Below are 16,749 nucleotides of genomic sequence, written 5' to 3'. Positions count from 1 at the left end.
ATATAATTCAATAAATCAATCAACCCACGGTGAACGGACAATCCAACGATTCAATACCCCTGACCAATGATCAGTTAACGTCAGCCCGGATATTTCATAAGCTGCCCCGAATCTCGAACGACCACATGGGTGTGAAAGGCAGGGCGACGCAGGATGCCAAAGCCTGGCACACCATTTCAATGAGTTTGAGGTGTATAATCCCCGTTCACCCTGAGCGTCCTTCGGCTCCGCTCAGGATGCACGGACGAAGGGTGTTTGGCACAGTCTTTATTCAGGGCATGGTGTTTACGCCCTTCGACTCCGCTCAGGACGAACGGAATTTGGGCGTCATTGATAGAAGGAACCCATCAAACTCATCGAAATGATGCACACTATATCCATTACAGGCTACAGCGGCGCAACTGCTCACCATAGTTACCGGCCCTGCGCCTTACTTTGCTGGCGGTGCTTAACAACCATTTCTTTTTCTTATGGGTTCCCTTGCGGTAACCGTTCCAGCCTTCATGGTAATTCAGGTACTGCTGATCGGCGGCCCACAGTGAAGTGCCATTCAGCTTGCGGGACTTGTGGGTATACCAGCCAATAAAGTCAATCGCGTCGCCAAAGTCTTCGCGGCTGGCAAAGAAACCTCCGGCTTCGCTGACATATTGCTCCCAGGTGCCATCCTGCGCCTGCGGGTAGCCATAAGCGGAAGAGTTACGGGGTAATGGAATGAAAAGGAACCATGGCCGTGGCGGCTGGGCATCGTGCCGGTAAGATGATTCCTGATACATAATGGCCATCATGATCTGGATAGGGGTGCCCCAGCGCTGATTGGCTTTTTTTGCATCTTTATACCAGCCGCGTTTTTCCTTGAAGACACTGCAAAGGTTGTGGGGCTTCTCGGGTGGTGCCTTACTGGCACAGCCTGCCAGCACGGCAGACAGGATCAAAATAAACAGCTTTCGACTCAGGTTTGACATTCAGCCGCCATCCTCCAATGTTCAACCACAGAGACCACCAGGAGCACTGAGAAAAGAGAACCTTTAGCTTGCTTCATCAGCTCAGATTTCCAGGAGTGTTTATAATCTCTGTGGTTCAGCTCGAATCAATTTGCCTCAGGCACTACTCACCCCAGGCCTGCCTCATCTGCATAAAGTCATCCTCAGTGACGACACGCACTCCCAGCTTCTCTGCCTTGGCCAGTTTTGAACCGGCCTTGTCACCGGCCAGCAAGGCTGATGTTTTTGCTGAAACTGAGCCAGTCACCCTGGCTCCCAGTTTTTGCAGGATGGCCTTAGCTTCGTCGCGGGTCATTGTGTTTAACGTGCCGGTTAACACCCAGGTTTCACCTGCAAGGGGTTGATCGCCCCCTTCTACAACCGGCGATTCCGTTTCCCATGCAACACCTTTCGCCAGAAGTGCATCAATCACTTCGCGGTTGTGTTCCTGACGGAAAAACTTCTCAATATGACCAGCAACCACAGGGCCAACATCATCCACGGTTTGCAAGTCTTCCACCGAAGCGGCCATCAATTTATGCAAATCGCGGTAGTGACCTGCCAGCCCCTGTGCGGTTGTCTCACCCACTTCGCGAATGCCCAGTGAGTAGATAAAACGGGGAAGCGTGGTTTTTCTGGACTGATCAAGGGCATTAATCAAGTTCTCAGCCGACTTTTTCCCCATACGTTCAAGGCCGGAAATCTCCAGGGCATTAAGACTGAACAGGTCTGCCACCGTTGCGATCAATTGACGATCGACCAGCTGCTCAACCAGTTTATCCCCAAGACCATCAATATCCATTGCCTTGCGGGAGGCAAAGTGCTTAATAGCCTCTTTGCGCTGGGCTGAACAGAACAGTCCGCCAGAGCAGCGCAGGATGGCTTCTTCACGTTCCAGCTCAGAGTCGCATACCGGGCAGCGATCGGGAAAGATGATATCCCGAACATCATCAGGACGCATGGAGTGGATAACCCGGTTCACCTTGGGAATAACATCACCTGCCCGGAGGATAACGACACTGTCGCCTATTTTGATATCCAGCCGTGCAATTTCATCCATGTTGTGCAAGGTCGCATTACTGACCGTCACCCCTCCCACAAACACCGGCTGCAAACGGGCAACCGGAGTGATAGCACCGGTTCTGCCAACCTGAAACTCCACATCCTTAAGAGTCGTGATCGCTTCCTGTGCCGGAAATTTACGGGCGATGGCCCAGCGCGGTGCCCGGGCAACAAACCCCAGAGCCTGCTGCCGGGCAATGGCATTCACTTTATAAACAATACCGTCAATCTCATAAGGCAGCCCCTGACGTTTTTCAGCCATGGCTTGATAGTAGTCTTCACAGGCCTGAACACCTTTGACCACCTGCAGTTCGGGGCTGACTCGCATCCCCCATTTTTTCAGACAGGCAAGTATCTCACTGTGCGTGTCTGGCAGTACTCCGCCATCGACAACGCCAACACTGTAGCAATAGATCGTCAATGGTCGTTTAGCCGTTATCCGCGAATCCAGCTGGCGCAAACTGCCAGCCGCTGCATTTCTCGGGTTAACAAAGGTCTTCTCACCTTTGGCACTGGCCCGCCGGTTTAACTGTTCAAAACCAGCCTTTGGCATATACACTTCGCCCCGGACTTCAAGGCGTCGAGGCCAGCCATCGCCCATCAACTTGAGTGGGATTGATTCAATCGTACGAATGTTCTGGGTAATATCTTCCCCGGTAGTGCCATCGCCACGGGTAGCTGCCCTGACCAAAAGACCATCTTCGTATAACAGGCTGACAGCGATACCATCCAGCTTGGGTTCGCAGGCATATTCAATGTCTTCAGTGGTGCCCAGCCGCTCTTTAACCCGGCGATTAAAGTCCGCCTGGTCTTCTTCGTCAAAAGCATTGTCCAGAGAGAGCATGGCCAGTTCATGGCGAACCTGACCAAACGCTTTCAGAGGCGTGCCGCCAACCCGCCGGGTGGGAGAATCTTCAGTTATCAGCTGTGGGTATGCAGCTTCAAGGGATTTCAGGCGGATAAACAGCTTATCGTATTCACTGTCGGGAATTTCCGGCTCATCCAGGACATAGTAACGATGGTTGTGCTCGCTGATTTGCTGACGCAGCTGAAGTATCTCTTGCTCTGCAAGCTCAAGGGAAGGAACCGATGGGATATCTGAAGAAGTCATGCTCATGGAATTATCAAAGGCCAGCGGGTTCTCTGCCTGAGAACCCGCTGAAGAAAACATTAGATAGCAATGGCCAGGCCAGCTGGAATATCAATGCGTCGGCTGTTTCGCCAGCTGCTTGCGCTCATATTCACGAATACGCTGACGACAGTGTTCAAGGGTCTGCTGAGTCATCACGCTGAACTGTTCATCTTTCAGCTCACCGCCCAGATCGAGGGCAAGACGACGGGCCGTCTCTTCCATCAGGGCAAAGGCCTGCATGGGTTTTTCCGGCCCAGGCAGACTCATAAACAGACTCAAAGCCGGTGTTTCAGTGGCTTCCAGATTATCAATGGTAAAGGTACCCGGCTTTACGCCGTTGGCCATGCTGAACAGAATTTTTCCGGTATCATCGGCATTGGTATATCGATGGAAGATCGACATATCACCAAAACGCATGCCGGATGCCAGCATGGACTGCATCAGCTGGTCACCGGCAAAAACACCGCCGCCTTTGGCCAGCACATTGATCACAATCACTTCACTGGCGGGCGGGCGCTCTTGTAACTTCTCTGCCTTCTCACGCCCCCCCAGGTTGAGTTCTTTCTGTGGATTGGAGCTCTCTCTGGCCGAAACGTCACGCTCCTGAATCGGTGCCTTGCCCTGACTGGTTGCCGCTCTTGGCTGACCAACAAACTCTTCCGGCTCAGCATCCAATCGGGACGTTTCACGGGAGCGAACAGAACGGTCAGCGCCTGCGGTCCGTGAAAGACCTCCGTGTAAATGATCCTCAGCAGACGACGGGCGTTTACTTCTTGAGGGTTGCTGTGACTCGTCCAGATTCATCAGCACCGGAACAGGCTCATCCAGATCAAGCGCTCTTTGAACTCTCGCTTTTTCCCCGGCGTCGCTTTGCTCTGCATGCCCTTCAGCTTCTTCAGGGTAACGATGGCGCTGTCTCAAGGATTCAGGGTACACGGGCGGTTCTTCAATACCCTCTTCCGGGTAGCCATCGAAATAGTCGCCCCCCGAAAACCCGGGCTCAACACGGGGTCTGGCAGGCTCTTTTTTGGCAAACCCTTCTTTCAGAAAGCTCTCTTTCAGAGTGCTTTCTTTATGCGCACTGGGCCGGGCACCGCCATTGGGCAGTTCACTGGAAAAATCATCGTCATAGCCTTTGACTTCCTCCAGACCAAAGCTGATTTCCGATGACCTTTTTCTGGCCAATCGCATCCTGCGATAACCGTCGGCCAATACGCCGGCGATTACCAGTATTCCTATGAGTATCAGCCAATCTCGCAAACTCATGTCCTTGCTGCCCTGTAGACCTTGAAACAACGCCCGAATTGCAGTCTGCCTCCCTGTGATAACACTTGACGACAATGAAAAATAGGCCACCGTCATTTATCACATCTGCATTAATTACTGCTGCAATCGACCAACGTTGCAATATTACAATAAAAAAATAACAAATTAAGCCATGAACGTTTACTTTACGTGCTTTATAAACTGTGTAATGTCGATGTCATAGCTTATTTATCCAACTCTTAAGCATACCGGATAGTTACAACTCAGCCATCGCCGCCGCCTGCTCAATATCCACCGATACCGGTCTGGATACACCCGGCTCATGCATGGTGACACCCACCAGCTGACTGGCAGCCTGCATGGCGATTTTGTTGTGAGTGATGTAAACAAACTGCACTTTATCACTCATCTCAGAGACCATTTTGGCATACCGTCCTACGTTGGCATCGTCCAGAGGGGCGTCCACCTCATCCAGCATACAGAAAGGCGACGGATTCAACTGGAAGATGGCAAATACCAGGGCAATCGCCGTCAGCGCCTTTTCACCACCGGAAAGCAGGTGGATCGTACTGTTTTTCTTGCCGGGGGGCTGAGCCATTATAGCCACTCCGGTATCCAGCAGGTCTTCTCCGGTTAAGGCCAGATAGGCCTGCCCACCGCCGAATACCCGGGGGAACAACTCCTGGAGACCGGCATTGACCTTATCGAACGTCATCTTGAACCGTTGACGGGTCTCCTTGTCGATCTTGCGAATGGCATTCTCCAGGGTATTCAGGGCTGACTCCAGATCATCGTTCTGGGCATCCAGATACTGTTTGCGCTCTGACTGGGTTTCGTACTCCTCAATAGCCGCCAGGTTAATCGCGCCCAAACGCTCAATGCGTGCGGCAATCCGTTCCAGCTCCTGCTCCCACTGCTGTTCAGATGCGTCATCCGGAAGGTTCTCAAGTACCGTTGCCAGATCAAACTGATCCTCTTTCAGCTGTTCAGCCAGTGTCGTTCGACGAACCTGCATGCCCTGCCAGTCCATCCTCAGTTTTTCCAACTGTTCGCGAATTTTCTGCGCCTGCTGCTCAGCACTGTGGCGAACCTTCTCGCCAGCACGGATCCGCTGTTCCACTTCTTCAAGTGCCATCCGGGCCTGCTGCATCGTCTCTTCCTGCTCAAGACGTCTGGCCAGCATCTCCTCCAGCTGTTCCCGCAGATCCCCCTCTGGTGAGTTGGATTCAGACATGGACTCCCGGAGAAACTCCCGTCGCTCCCGGAGCTTGGTAGACTGCTGACTCAAACGCTCAATGGCTGCTTTCAGAGAGCCTATCTGGGTATTGATGGATTGCTGGCGAAGGGCAAGTTGATGGGCCCGCTCTTGATCAAAACGGGCCTGATGACGTACCTCTTCGAGACGGGCCTGAAGCTTCTCACGCTGCTCCTGCATCGCTTCCCGACGACCAATGTCTTCTTCCATGTGGTCCAGAGCTTCCTGCAGACGCATGCGGGACTCGCCGATCACCTCCTGTTCCAGCCCATACTGCTCCCTGACTTCCTGCAGCTCCTGCTCAAGGCGTCGACGGCGCTCGGAAAACTGTTCTAACCGGACCTTTCGGGCACCAAGATCCGCCCGCACCTCACCCTGGTTCCGGTTGAGCTCGGACAGCTGCTTTTGCAGCTGCTCTCGCTGAGTCTCATGCTGTTCGAGTTTTGCCCTTGCGCCTTCCAGCTGTTCTTTCAATAGCAGGCTGCTTTCTTCCAGCGTCGTGAGCTTATCACCCAGGGCGTCCATCTCTTTCTGGCGTTCCAGCACACCGGCATTATTATCGACACCCCGGTTAACCCGCAGCCAGCCGGAAGAGAGCCAAATGCCATCCGGTGTAATGATCGATTCGCCAGCCTGGAGTTTTGCCCGCAGGGAAAGGGCCGTTTCCAGTGAATCTGCGGCATAGATTCCAGCCAATAGGGGCAGAGCTTCCTGACCGCTGATCACTTTGTCGGCCAGCAGTGGCAACTCACTTAATGAAGGGGTATGTTGCTGGCCTGCACCAGCCTCCAGCAGCACCAGCGATCCCTGCTCTAACGCACCCAGCGCATCAGCGACAGGATCAAGGCTATCCAGGCACACGGCCTGGAGGCTATCGCCCAGTACGGTTTCAACCGAACGTTCCCAGCCCGTATCGACCTGAAGCTTATCCATCAGACGGGTATGGTTATTGAGCTGGTGCTGCTCAAGCCACTCAATGGTGCCCGTATCCTGATGCAGTGATGCCTGGTGCAAAGCCTCCAGAGAAGCATGACGACCTCGCACCATGCTGAGTTCATCCCGGTTGCTTTCCAGCTCAGCCGTCAGGTTCTGCACCTGATCACGCTGTTGCTCAACTGCGTCAACACACTCTTCGATGCGCAGTTCAACGGTTTCTGCGGTCAACTCCAGTTCGGTCAGTTTTTCCGACAGGAGCGTCATCTCCTCCTGGTCTTCAGTCCCCCCAAGCGCGGCGGACTCTTCTTTCAGGCGACCTTCCCGCTCCTGCAAACGCCCCATCACCTGTTCGGCATGATGGATGCGGGACTGCTCAACTTCAGCGGTCCGTTTTGGTTCATGGGATCGCTGATTGAAATGATCCCACTCCTGCTGCCAGCGCTGCATGGCCTCTTCTGCCCGGGTCAGGACATCTCCAGAGTCCGCCTCCTGATCCTGCAGCATGGCCAGCTCCGGCTCCAGCTCGATCAGTTCTTCCTGGAAAGACTCCAGTTGTTGCTGATCATCCGCCAGCTGTTCACGGGCCTCTTCCCAGCTGTGCTCCACCTGTTCAAGGTCGCGACTCAACTCTTTGGAACGTTCTTCCCGGTGCTGCAGGGTCTGTTCAATACGGGTGACTTCATTGCCCGTGCCGTAATAGCTGGATTGCGCTTCATGAAAACGGTCACTCAGCTCCATCTGCTGAACGCGATCATCTTCCATGGCGGCATCCGCTGAACGCTGTTGGCTGATTGCCGCTTCCAGCTGAACCTCGAACTCACGGATGGCCTGTTCCTGGGACTGGGCTCCGGTATTGATGGTCTGCCATTTCAAGGCTTGCAGCTGGGCCTTTTTCAGCCGTTCCTCGGCTTTGTACTCTTTGTACTTTTCCGCCGCCTGAGCCTGCCGTTGCAGATGGCCAAGCTGACGCCCCAGCTCTTCCCGCAGGTCGGTCAGTCGTTCAAGGTTTTCATTGGTTCGGCGGATGCGGTTTTCCGTCTCACGACGGCGCTCCTTGTAGCGGGAGATACCGGCCGCTTCTTCGATAAATACCCGAAGCTCTTCCGGTTTGGATTCAATCAGATTGGAGATAATGCCCTGACTGATAATGGCGTAACTTCTGGGTCCAAGACCGGTGCCAAGGAAGATATCCATAATATCTTTACGGCGACACTTACTGCCGTTGAGAAAATAGGTGTTCTTGGCATCGGAGTTAACCGTTCGCTTGACCGAGATTTCCCGGTAAGCGGCAAACTCTCCGGTGACCCGCCCTTCGTTATTATCAAAGATCAGCTCCACAGACGCCTGATTGGCAGGCTTGCGGCTGTTGGACCCTTTAAAGATAACGTCGGTCATGGACTCGCCACGCAAATGCTTGGCGGACGATTCCCCCATGACCCAGCGAACCGCATCAATAATATTCGATTTGCCACAACCGTTGGGGCCTACCACCCCACACATATTGGAGGGAAAGTGCACCGTTGTGGGATCCACAAACGATTTGAATCCGGCCAGTTTGATGGACTTTAAACGCATCGTTTCCTTTAGCTCTTCACTGTCGGGGCCCGGCTCGGTATACGTATGAGCCTGAATACTGACCAATAGTTCACGCTATGGGGCTTTATGCTCCGGCAAAACCACCATTCATAGCATGTTGCTTTGGGCTCCGGTTCCTTGTCATAGCGAATCGTTTGTTTGAAAGAGTTGCTACTTCTTTCAATCCAGATCTTACACATTAACACAGTCAATAGAAAAGTCGCCCTTTCCGAAATGAAAAAGGCGACTTCCAGTATTTTTGATAATTGCAGACTGTTTTGTGGTTCTTTAGTTCAAATGCTTAACCCGCTGGCGTAAATGTCAGCCTGACAGGCTCAGTTGCTGTGGTTTTCACCCCTTTTGCCTGCACCTGATAATCAGGGGACATTACATTGCCAGTGAGGCTGATCCGTGCGGTGATATCAAGACTCTCGATGGATGACAGCAGCTGTCCGCCCATCATCATGGCGCTGTTATCATCAAGCAAGACTTCCCTGGGGAGATCTCCAACACTCAGAGGCACAGCCACCAGCGGAGGCTGTTTGGCATCACCCGCTGGCCGGGCAAAGACCACCACCCGCGCATCATCTGGCAACTCACCCAGCTCAGGGGCCAGATCGATCATGACCCGAAGGGCAACCACGGTATCACCGAGCATTGAACGCGCCTGATTAATACCCGCACTCAATGACTGCCGGGCTGCGGGATCCACTTCATGGGTCAACGCCAGCTGCCAGGCGGCAATGGCGTCCTGATAGTTCCCCCTGGTAAAGGCATCAATCCCCTTCAATCCCAGTGCCGTGGTATTCTGGCTATCTTTCAGCAGTGTCTGCAGATAGAGTTCGCGAATTTCAGGTGTTACCACATTATTACTGCTTAAAAACAGCACCTGCGCCAATTCCGCAGTGACCTGGGGATGGCCATTACTGATACTGGCAAGGTGCCGGTAGGTTTTAACTGCTTCCTCCAGCTTGCCTGTTCTCAGGTAATGGCTGCCCAGCATGAACAGCGCCTGATTATTCTCAGGCCGCTTGGCCACCCACTCTTTAAGTACCGTTTCCACCTGCCCACCATTGAGGTTGCCATTGTTCATGGCGTTGACCACAGCAATCTCAGTGGTGGCACCCAGCTTAAAATAGAGGAGCACGGTGGACACAGGTACTATCAGAGCAATCAGCAGTGCAAACCCCGGCTTCTTCAACAGAGAGCATGGGCTTGCTGGCTGCCCATCACCCAACTCATCTGCCAGTTTCTGCCTTAACTCCAGTTTCAACCTTTCCGCTTCTCCCGCTGACACCAGCCCCTGTTGCAGCTGCCAGTCCAGATCGGCCATCTGGTCACGGAAACTGGCAACGTTTACAGACTCTTCAGACTCATCCTCACCGGGTGCTGAAACGACTGGCTTTACCAATGGCCAGACCGAAACCAGTACGGCAATGGCAATCAGCAAGGCGGCTACCAACCAGAACTCCATCATTACTCTTTACCGTCCGTTTTATTATCTTCTGATGAGTGTGTGGTCAAATAGTCTGTCAGAAATCTGTTCAGCTTTTTGTCCAGTAACTCTTTATCTGCGTTATGTTCATCGGGAGCCGCTGATGCCGATTCCGAAGCAGTCGCCTTATGGTTGCGAACCACCACAATAAGTACTATCAAACCCGCCAATAGCAGAAGCAGAGGCCCAAGCCAGAGCACCAGATTGACACCAGCAAGACGGGGTTTGTAAAGCACAAAGTCTCCGTAGCGGGCCAGCATAAACTCGATAACTGCCTGGTTATCTGCGCCTTCATTTAACAGTCGGTGCACTTCCCGCCGAAGATCCTGGGCAATGGGCGCATTAGAATCGCCTATGGACTGGTTTTGACACTTTGGACAACGCAGCTCATTGGTCAGCTCGAAAAAACGCTGCTCCAGTTCCGGTGTCGAAAACTCATAGGAGTCGATCACACCATAGGCTGCACCCATAAACAGTACGGTCAATAGCAGAACGATCAATCGGGAGGTTATGCGCTGTATCATTTGGCCTCCCCTTCACGGTTATTTGCCTGTGCCAGTAGCATTTGTTTTTGCAAGTGCCTGAACCTGGGCTCAAGGTCATTCTTCCAGACATTGGCATCAACAATGCCGACATGCTTATAACGGATGACGCCCTGATGATCGATCAAATAGGTTTCCGGTGCCCCGTAAACACCCAGATCAATGCCCAGTGAACCACTTTTATCATTGATGCTGAAACGATAAGGGTCGTGCAGCGTCTTCAACCACTTTCTGGCTTCAGGCTGATCATCCTTGTAGTTCACACCGTAAATGGGTACGCCTTTATTGGCCAGATCCACCAGATAGGGGTGCTCGACACGACAGGCAGGACACCAGGTAGCCCAGACATTGATCAGGGCGACTTCACCCAGCAGGCTCTCTCTGGTCACAGTCCTGTCTGGATTTTTCACCGTTGGCAGTTCGAATGTTGGCAAAGGCTGATCCAGCAGGGCAGAGGGCAGCTCGCCCGGGTTCTCCCGGAACAGTGCCACATAAAACATCAGGCAAAGACCGAGAAAAATCGCCAGTGGTAAAAACAGTTGCAATCGCCGCTTCATGCGCTGGCTACTCCCTCATTACCCAGTGGTCTCAATGCATTCACTTTCTGACGAACTTTCATTCTGTAGCGCGGGTCTGAGATCGCCAGCACACCACCCAGTCCCATAAACAGGGAACCCAGCCAGATCCAGCGGACAAAGGGCTTGATATGAAGTCGCAATGCCCAGCTGCCGTCATCCCCCAATGGTTCACCCAGGGCAACGTAAATATCGCGGGTTAATCCGGGGTCGATAGAAGCCTCGCTCATAGGCATTTGCTGTGCGGTATAGACTCGCTTCTCAGGATGCAACACCGCTATTTGACGACCATTTTTGTAGACTGTGACAGATCCATAGTTAGAGGTGAAGTTAGGGCCGGGCTGTAAACTGACACCATCAAAACGGAACTGATACCCACCAAGCGTTACCCGGTCACCGGGAGCCATGCGTAAATCACGCTGGCTGCTGTAGCCACTGGTGATGGCCACACCAACAATGGTGACTGCCAGCCCCAGATGCGCCAGATGCATTCCGTAATACGCTGGTTTTAACCGTTTTAGCGCATCAATCAGCCCCGCTTTTGCCCGGGTGTTTCGGGTTTTATTCAGAATATCCCGGACCATGGTCAGCACGATCCACAGCACCAGGGCCATGGCCAGCACTTCACTGATCAGGAAATTTTTGGCCAAAGCGTCACCGTAGAACAGGCTGAACCCTAAACCACCCAGAATGGATACCAGAAAAATCCATCGAGTCTGGCTGATCAGCCATTTGACCGAACCGTTCTTCCAGTTGAGCAGAACCCCAAACCCCAGGGCAAACGCCAGCAACATGGCCATTGGCACAAAGACAAAATTGAAGTAAGGAGGCCCTACCGAAATCATGCCCATATCGAGGGATTCCAGCAGCAGCGGGAATAATGTTCCAAGCAGCACGGTGGCGGCACTGGCGGTCAGCAAAATATTATTGACCAGCAGCAGCGTTTCCCTGGATGCCATGGAAAAACTGATACGACTGCGTACCTCAGGTGCCCTGAGGGCAAACAGCGTCAGTGATGCACCGACGACAATCATCAGATAAAAGAGGATAAAAACGCCTCGCTCCGGATCATTGGCAAAGGCGTGGACCGAGGTAAGCACGCCGGAGCGAACCAGGAACGTGCCCAACAAACTTAATGAGAAGGTAAAAATGGCCAGCAGTAACGTCCAGCTCTTAAACAGACCACGTTTTTCTGTCACTGCCAGGGAGTGCATCAGTGCCGTTCCCACCAGCCAGGGCATCAGAGAAGCATTTTCCACCGGATCCCAGAACCACCAGCCACCCCAGCCAAGCTCATAATAGGCCCACCAGCTTCCCAGAGAAATCCCCAGGGTCAGGAACACCCAGGCCACGGTTGTCCATGGTCTTGCCCATCGGGCCCAGGCGGTATCCAGCTGACCTCCCAGCAGAGCAGCAATGGCAAAGGCAAAGGCAACGGCAAAACCCACGTAACCCATGTACAGCATGGGAGGGTGAACGATAAGGCCAAAGTCCTGAAGCAGAGGGTTCAGGTCAGCACCATCTTCCGGGGGAAAAGGCAGAATCCGGTTAAACGGGTTGGACGTCAGCAAGGTAAACAGCAAAAAGCCAACGGTAATCATCCCCATGACCGAGAGCACCCGGGCGGACAACTCAGGGGGCAGGCGGTCGCTCTTGACAGCCACCATCGCCATCCAGCCAACCAGAATCAGCACCCACATCAGCAGCGACCCTTCGTGTCCGCCCCAGGTGGCACTGACTTTATACTGTACCGGCAACAGGCTGTTTGAATGCCTGGCGACATAATCCACCGAAAAGTCGTCGGTAACAAATGCCCAGACCAGACACAAGAACGAAAAGCCCACAAAGGCAAACAGTCCCCAGGACAGGGAACGAGCCTGATTCATCAACCGGAGATTACCGGTGTAACTGCCCACCAGCGGAAAAATGCTGAGTAACAGACTCAGGCACAGGGCAATAATCAGAGCCAGCAGGCCAGCTTCAGCTACCATCTTGCAGACTCCTCAGCTCACTTTGAGCAGTGGTTTGTACCGTCGGCCTGGTGTAACCGGGATGTGCCTCATCAATGGCTTTCTGAACTTCCGGCGGCATATAGTTTTCATCATGTTTGGCCAGGACTTCCGTTGCCGCGAAAACACCGTCATCGCCAAGCGTTCCCAGGGCAACTACACCAGAGCCTTCAACAAACAGGTCGGGCAGAATACCTTCATAGTGCACCGTTACCTCTCCGGCACCATCCGTGATGCGAAAACTGACTTTCAGGCTTTCGGTATCACGCTCAACGGAACCCGGAACAACCAGGCCACCACCGCGCATCCGCTGACCTAACGGAGCTTCACCGGCAGCCATCTGAGCGGGTGAAAAGTAGTGATTAATGTTCTCGCGCAGCGCAAACAACATCAGAGCCACTGCCACCCCAACGCCTGCCAGCAGCAGTAATACGAGTATTAATCTCTGTTTGCGAACTGCATTCATTGAGCACTCCTCTCTACAGACTCAGAGCCTTCTTCCTGTCGCCCGGGGCGATGTTTTGGTTGTGTGTTTTCAGGGTTGGCAGAGCGATTCTCATTGTTATCACCTCTACCTGTAGTGACCTCATTCACGATCACTTTTCTTTGCACCAATTGCTCTTGTCTTCTCACTTGTGCAGCTAACTGTGCGAGTATCCGCCGCCTTGCCATAAACGGTGCAATCAGATTGTAACCAATCACGGCCAAAGCCATCGCATAGGCACTCCAGACGTAGAGACCGTGCCCCTCCATGACCAGAAAACCGCTCCAACTGTCAAAATACATAGACATCAACTCACCAGCTCTTTAACCCAGCGGGTCTTTCTTTCACGACTGATAATTTCTATACGTAGACGAAGCACCGTGACCATCGTAAAAAACAGATAAAATCCGAGAATGGCCAATAACAGGGGCCATAGCATTTCCGGGGCCATGGAAGGTTTTTCAGTCAGTTTCAATGTGGCACCCTGATGAAGGGTATTCCACCAATCCACCGAAAACTTGATGATCGGGATGTTGACCACCCCCACCAGGCTGAGAATGGCGCAGGCTTTTGCGGCAGCCTCTGTGGTGTGGATGGCACCGCGCAGGGCAATAATACCGATATAGAGAAAGAGCAGAATCAGCATGGAGGTCAGGCGGGCATCCCATACCCACCAGGTCCCCCAGGTCGGTTGCCCCCAGATGGCTCCGGTAATCAGAGAGAGTATGCAGAAAGAAGCCCCGACAGGTGCCATGACTTTCAGCGCCATATCTGCCAGTTTGATTCGCCAGATCAGGGTCACAGCAGCGGCGGTTGCCATCATCATATAGATCGACTGGGCAAGGAACGAAGCAGGCACATGAATAAAGATGATGCGGTAACTGTTGCCCTGCAGGTAATCCGGAGGGGTAAACGCCAGCCCCCAGACCAGCGCCACCAATATCAGCACCAGGGAGGACACCTGAAGCCAGGGCAACCACTTACCGCTGATATCATAAAACCACTTGGGAGAACCCAACTTATGAAAAAACGTCCAGTTCATACTCTTGTTCTACTTACTGAGGCCGCCACCAATGCGACCTGATTTTGCAGGGATTCTCTGCAGGCAGAGAGTGCTGGAAATCTCTTCACTTTTCAAGAAATTGCCTGAATAAAGACACGTCTCTTTACCGTATACTGAAACATATTCATTACTCATTAATTACCCTTAATGCTCCGGCAATCGCCAGTGGTGCCAGACATATCCCAAGTATCAGGAACACAGACAACCAGAGAATATGACCTGTATACGGCATGTTTTGCATTGCAGCACTAACGGCCCCTGTGGCAAAAATCAGTACCGGTATGTAAAGCGGTAACGAAAGCAGGGTCAGCAACACGCCTCCGCGTTGTACTCTTACTGTTAATGCTGCACCGATGGCTCCTGCCAGACTGAGTACTGGTGTTCCCAATAACAGCGTCATCATAAGAGGAGAAAAAGCTTCTGATGGCAGATGCAACATAATGGCCAGCAATGGTGCCATTAGTGTTAAACAAAAACCGCTGGTTAACCAGTGACTGAACACCTTGGCCAATACCAGTAAGGGCAGCGGATGTGGCGACATCAGTAATTGGTCCAACGCCCCGTCCTCCTGGTCACTTTTGAACAATGAGTCCAGCGACAGCAAAACAGCCAGCAGAGCACCAATCCAGATAATGCCTGCTGCCAGTTCTGACAACACCTCCCGATCCGGCGCAATCCCAAGGGGAAACAAAGTAGCCACCATCAGAAAGAACGCCATGGGATTAATGGCCTGACCGGGTGACCGGAACGTGAGCGTCAGGTCCCGGCGAATCAGGGCCAGGCAGGCTGAGAACCCCCGCATGGATGGCTGGTCAACCCTGGACATCTTGCCCCCTCTCACCATCAGCACTCCTTTCTTCGCCAAAGTGCTCCACATTCAACTTACGCAGATTTCCCTGACGATCATTCAATGGTTGATGGCTGGTAACCAGCACCATACCTCCCTGATGGGTGTGCTCATCAAAAAGTCTCTCCAGCCAGGAAACACCTTCAATATCAATCGCGGTGAATGGTTCATCGAGAATCCAGAGCCGTGCCGGGCTGGCAATCAACCCGGCAAACGCCACCCGCCTTAACTGCCCAGCGGATAGATGGCTACAGGGAATATCTTCATAACCGGCAAGCTGGACCCGATCAAGGGCAGCGAGCAATACTTCCCGATTGATGATGGTATTGGCCAGCCTGGCTCGCCAGACAAGGTTTTCAAGAGGCGTCAGATCCAGTTTCAGTCCTGGTTTGTGGCCAAGAAAAAAACAGTCAAGACGAAAATCAGCATACACTGTCGATAAAGGCTGGTCGTTCCAGAAAATATCGCCACTCAAACTGGATGAAAAGCCAGCAATGATGCGAAGCAGCGATGTTTTACCAGCACCGTTTCGCCCCTCAATCTGGAGTATTTCTCCACTACCAAGCTGAAAGGACAGGTTACTGAACAGCAGCCTGTCGTCCCGCTCACAGCTCAACTGAACCACATTAAGCAAAGCGAACTCCTGAATCCAAAAGCGTGTATCGCCGAGACCCTGATTCGCAAAGCAGCACAGCCATGAGCAATGAAAAGCCCTGCTTTCCAAGATGTCCCTATATAGCGTTGGTTGGCGATTATATCAGGAAATTTTACTGACTGCGGAGGTAAATAGTGTTCATTAACAGTATTGAAGAAGCCTTGGAAGGGCTCAGGGCATACCGATCTTCACTCCCAATAGAGAAAGTGAAGATAAAAGGCATTTGGAAACGGGTACAGAAGGAAAGGAAAGTATTTGCAAGGATCAAGGCGTTGTTACTGCGCCATAACCCCTGTGGTGTAGGACTCACCCACAACATCAGACTTCAATGTCACCGGATAATCCAAGGCTAACCAGGAATAGTAACCGTCCCTGAGGAAGAACACCCGTTCATAACCCCATAATGCGGCCAGATAACTGCCAATAGCCCCTCTCATATGGTATGTGCTGTTTCCGTAGATCACGATAGGAGTCTCTTTTTCCAGAACCCCCGGCACCAGCAGCTGACGAAACCCACCCCTTAGATCAAGACTGTGAGATCCGTCTACGTGTCCATATTGCCACTGTTGATAGGGACGCACATCGATAAAGAGTGCGCCAATATCATGAAGGCGTTTTGCCTGGTGGGTATTGATGGTAATCACACCATTAATTTCTTCTGGTGCTTCTTCCTGAGCCGGAAGAGTAAAGGAGAGTGCCGACAACAGAATGGCGGCCGAGATAGAAATCCATTTCATATTATGCAGGTCCGTTATTAAACAACTTAATAAAAGAAGTATATGGAGCTAAGACCCACTCACTTGGAACAATAAGAAACTAAAAATAAAATGTTCAAAGCTATGCAGCATATAACCGGCATATATTTCTGAAAAT

14 protein-coding genes are annotated in these 16,749 nt (G+C 52.4%); all 14 read right to left on the bottom strand.

From position 1 onward, the window contains the following. Nucleotides 1–380: 380 nt before the first annotated feature. The 14 genes from ACO6UX_RS22335 to ACO6UX_RS22270 all read right to left on the bottom strand — a co-directional run bounded on the left by ACO6UX_RS22335 (nucleotide 381) and on the right by ACO6UX_RS22270 (nucleotide 16,613). Entirely contained in the window at nucleotides 381–962 is a 582-nt protein-coding gene (locus tag ACO6UX_RS22335; RefSeq protein WP_422450492.1) for a hypothetical protein, read from the bottom strand. 142 nt (nucleotides 963–1,104) lie between these two features. Next, on the bottom strand, nucleotides 1,105–3,159 hold the full coding sequence (gene ligA / locus ACO6UX_RS22330) for an NAD-dependent DNA ligase LigA (protein WP_422450567.1): 2,055 nt from the start codon (nucleotides 3,157–3,159) through the stop codon (nucleotides 1,105–1,107). Nucleotides 3,160–3,243: 84 nt separating this feature from the next. After that, complete coding sequence (gene zipA / locus ACO6UX_RS22325; RefSeq protein ID WP_422450491.1) at nucleotides 3,244–4,440, bottom strand: cell division protein ZipA; 1,197 nt, start codon at nucleotides 4,438–4,440, stop codon at nucleotides 3,244–3,246. A gap of 256 nt (nucleotides 4,441–4,696) precedes the next feature. Continuing rightward, nucleotides 4,697–8,206 carry a chromosome segregation protein SMC gene (smc, locus tag ACO6UX_RS22320; protein ID WP_422450490.1) on the bottom strand — a complete coding sequence of 1,170 codons (3,510 nt, stop codon included), beginning with the start codon at nucleotides 8,204–8,206 and terminating at the stop codon, nucleotides 4,697–4,699. Between the two features lie 301 nt (nucleotides 8,207–8,507). Continuing rightward, a complete protein-coding gene (ccmI, locus tag ACO6UX_RS22315) occupies nucleotides 8,508–9,683 on the bottom strand; it encodes a c-type cytochrome biogenesis protein CcmI (protein WP_422450489.1) in 1,176 nt (391 codons plus the stop codon). Then, complete coding sequence (locus ACO6UX_RS22310) at nucleotides 9,683–10,225, bottom strand: cytochrome c-type biogenesis protein (protein ID WP_422450488.1); 543 nt, start codon at nucleotides 10,223–10,225, stop codon at nucleotides 9,683–9,685. The genes ccmI and ACO6UX_RS22310 overlap by 1 nt, the downstream gene beginning before the upstream one ends. Beyond that, nucleotides 10,222–10,800 (bottom strand): DsbE family thiol:disulfide interchange protein, encoded by a 579-nt coding sequence (locus ACO6UX_RS22305; RefSeq protein ID WP_422450487.1) that lies wholly within the window; start codon nucleotides 10,798–10,800, stop codon nucleotides 10,222–10,224. Before ACO6UX_RS22305 ends, ACO6UX_RS22310 begins: the two co-directional genes overlap by 4 nt. Next, the gene (locus ACO6UX_RS22300) at nucleotides 10,797–12,809 is read right to left on the bottom strand and encodes a heme lyase CcmF/NrfE family subunit (protein WP_422450486.1); all 2,013 of its coding nucleotides are present in this window, start codon (nucleotides 12,807–12,809) and stop codon (nucleotides 10,797–10,799) included. The genes ACO6UX_RS22305 and ACO6UX_RS22300 overlap by 4 nt, the downstream gene beginning before the upstream one ends. Further along, complete coding sequence (gene ccmE, locus ACO6UX_RS22295) at nucleotides 12,799–13,293, bottom strand: cytochrome c maturation protein CcmE (RefSeq protein WP_422450485.1); 495 nt, start codon at nucleotides 13,291–13,293, stop codon at nucleotides 12,799–12,801. Before ccmE ends, ACO6UX_RS22300 begins: the two co-directional genes overlap by 11 nt. Further along, nucleotides 13,290–13,619 carry a heme exporter protein CcmD gene (gene ccmD, locus ACO6UX_RS22290; RefSeq protein WP_422450484.1) on the bottom strand — a complete coding sequence of 110 codons (330 nt, stop codon included), beginning with the start codon at nucleotides 13,617–13,619 and terminating at the stop codon, nucleotides 13,290–13,292. The genes ccmE and ccmD overlap by 4 nt, the downstream gene beginning before the upstream one ends. Next, a complete protein-coding gene (locus ACO6UX_RS22285; protein WP_422450483.1) occupies nucleotides 13,619–14,353 on the bottom strand; it encodes a heme ABC transporter permease in 735 nt (244 codons plus the stop codon). Before ACO6UX_RS22285 ends, ccmD begins: the two co-directional genes overlap by 1 nt. 148 nt (nucleotides 14,354–14,501) lie before the next feature. Next, a complete protein-coding gene (ccmB, locus tag ACO6UX_RS22280; protein WP_422450482.1) occupies nucleotides 14,502–15,218 on the bottom strand; it encodes a heme exporter protein CcmB in 717 nt (238 codons plus the stop codon). Then, nucleotides 15,187–15,846: a cytochrome c biogenesis heme-transporting ATPase CcmA gene (gene ccmA / locus ACO6UX_RS22275; protein WP_422450566.1), complete on the bottom strand. Its 660-nt coding sequence runs from the start codon at nucleotides 15,844–15,846 to the stop codon at nucleotides 15,187–15,189. The genes ccmB and ccmA overlap by 32 nt, the downstream gene beginning before the upstream one ends. Before the next feature lie 305 nt (nucleotides 15,847–16,151). Then, nucleotides 16,152–16,613: a rhodanese-like domain-containing protein gene (locus ACO6UX_RS22270; RefSeq protein WP_422450481.1), complete on the bottom strand. Its 462-nt coding sequence runs from the start codon at nucleotides 16,611–16,613 to the stop codon at nucleotides 16,152–16,154. Nucleotides 16,614–16,749 lie beyond the last annotated feature (136 nt).

The sequence above is a fragment of the Endozoicomonas sp. ALB091 genome, from assembly GCF_049310265.1.
Lineage (GTDB): Bacteria > Pseudomonadota > Gammaproteobacteria > Pseudomonadales > Endozoicomonadaceae > Endozoicomonas.
Note: the sequence above shows the minus strand (reverse complement) of the source record. Positions and strands in the feature narration are given on the sequence as shown.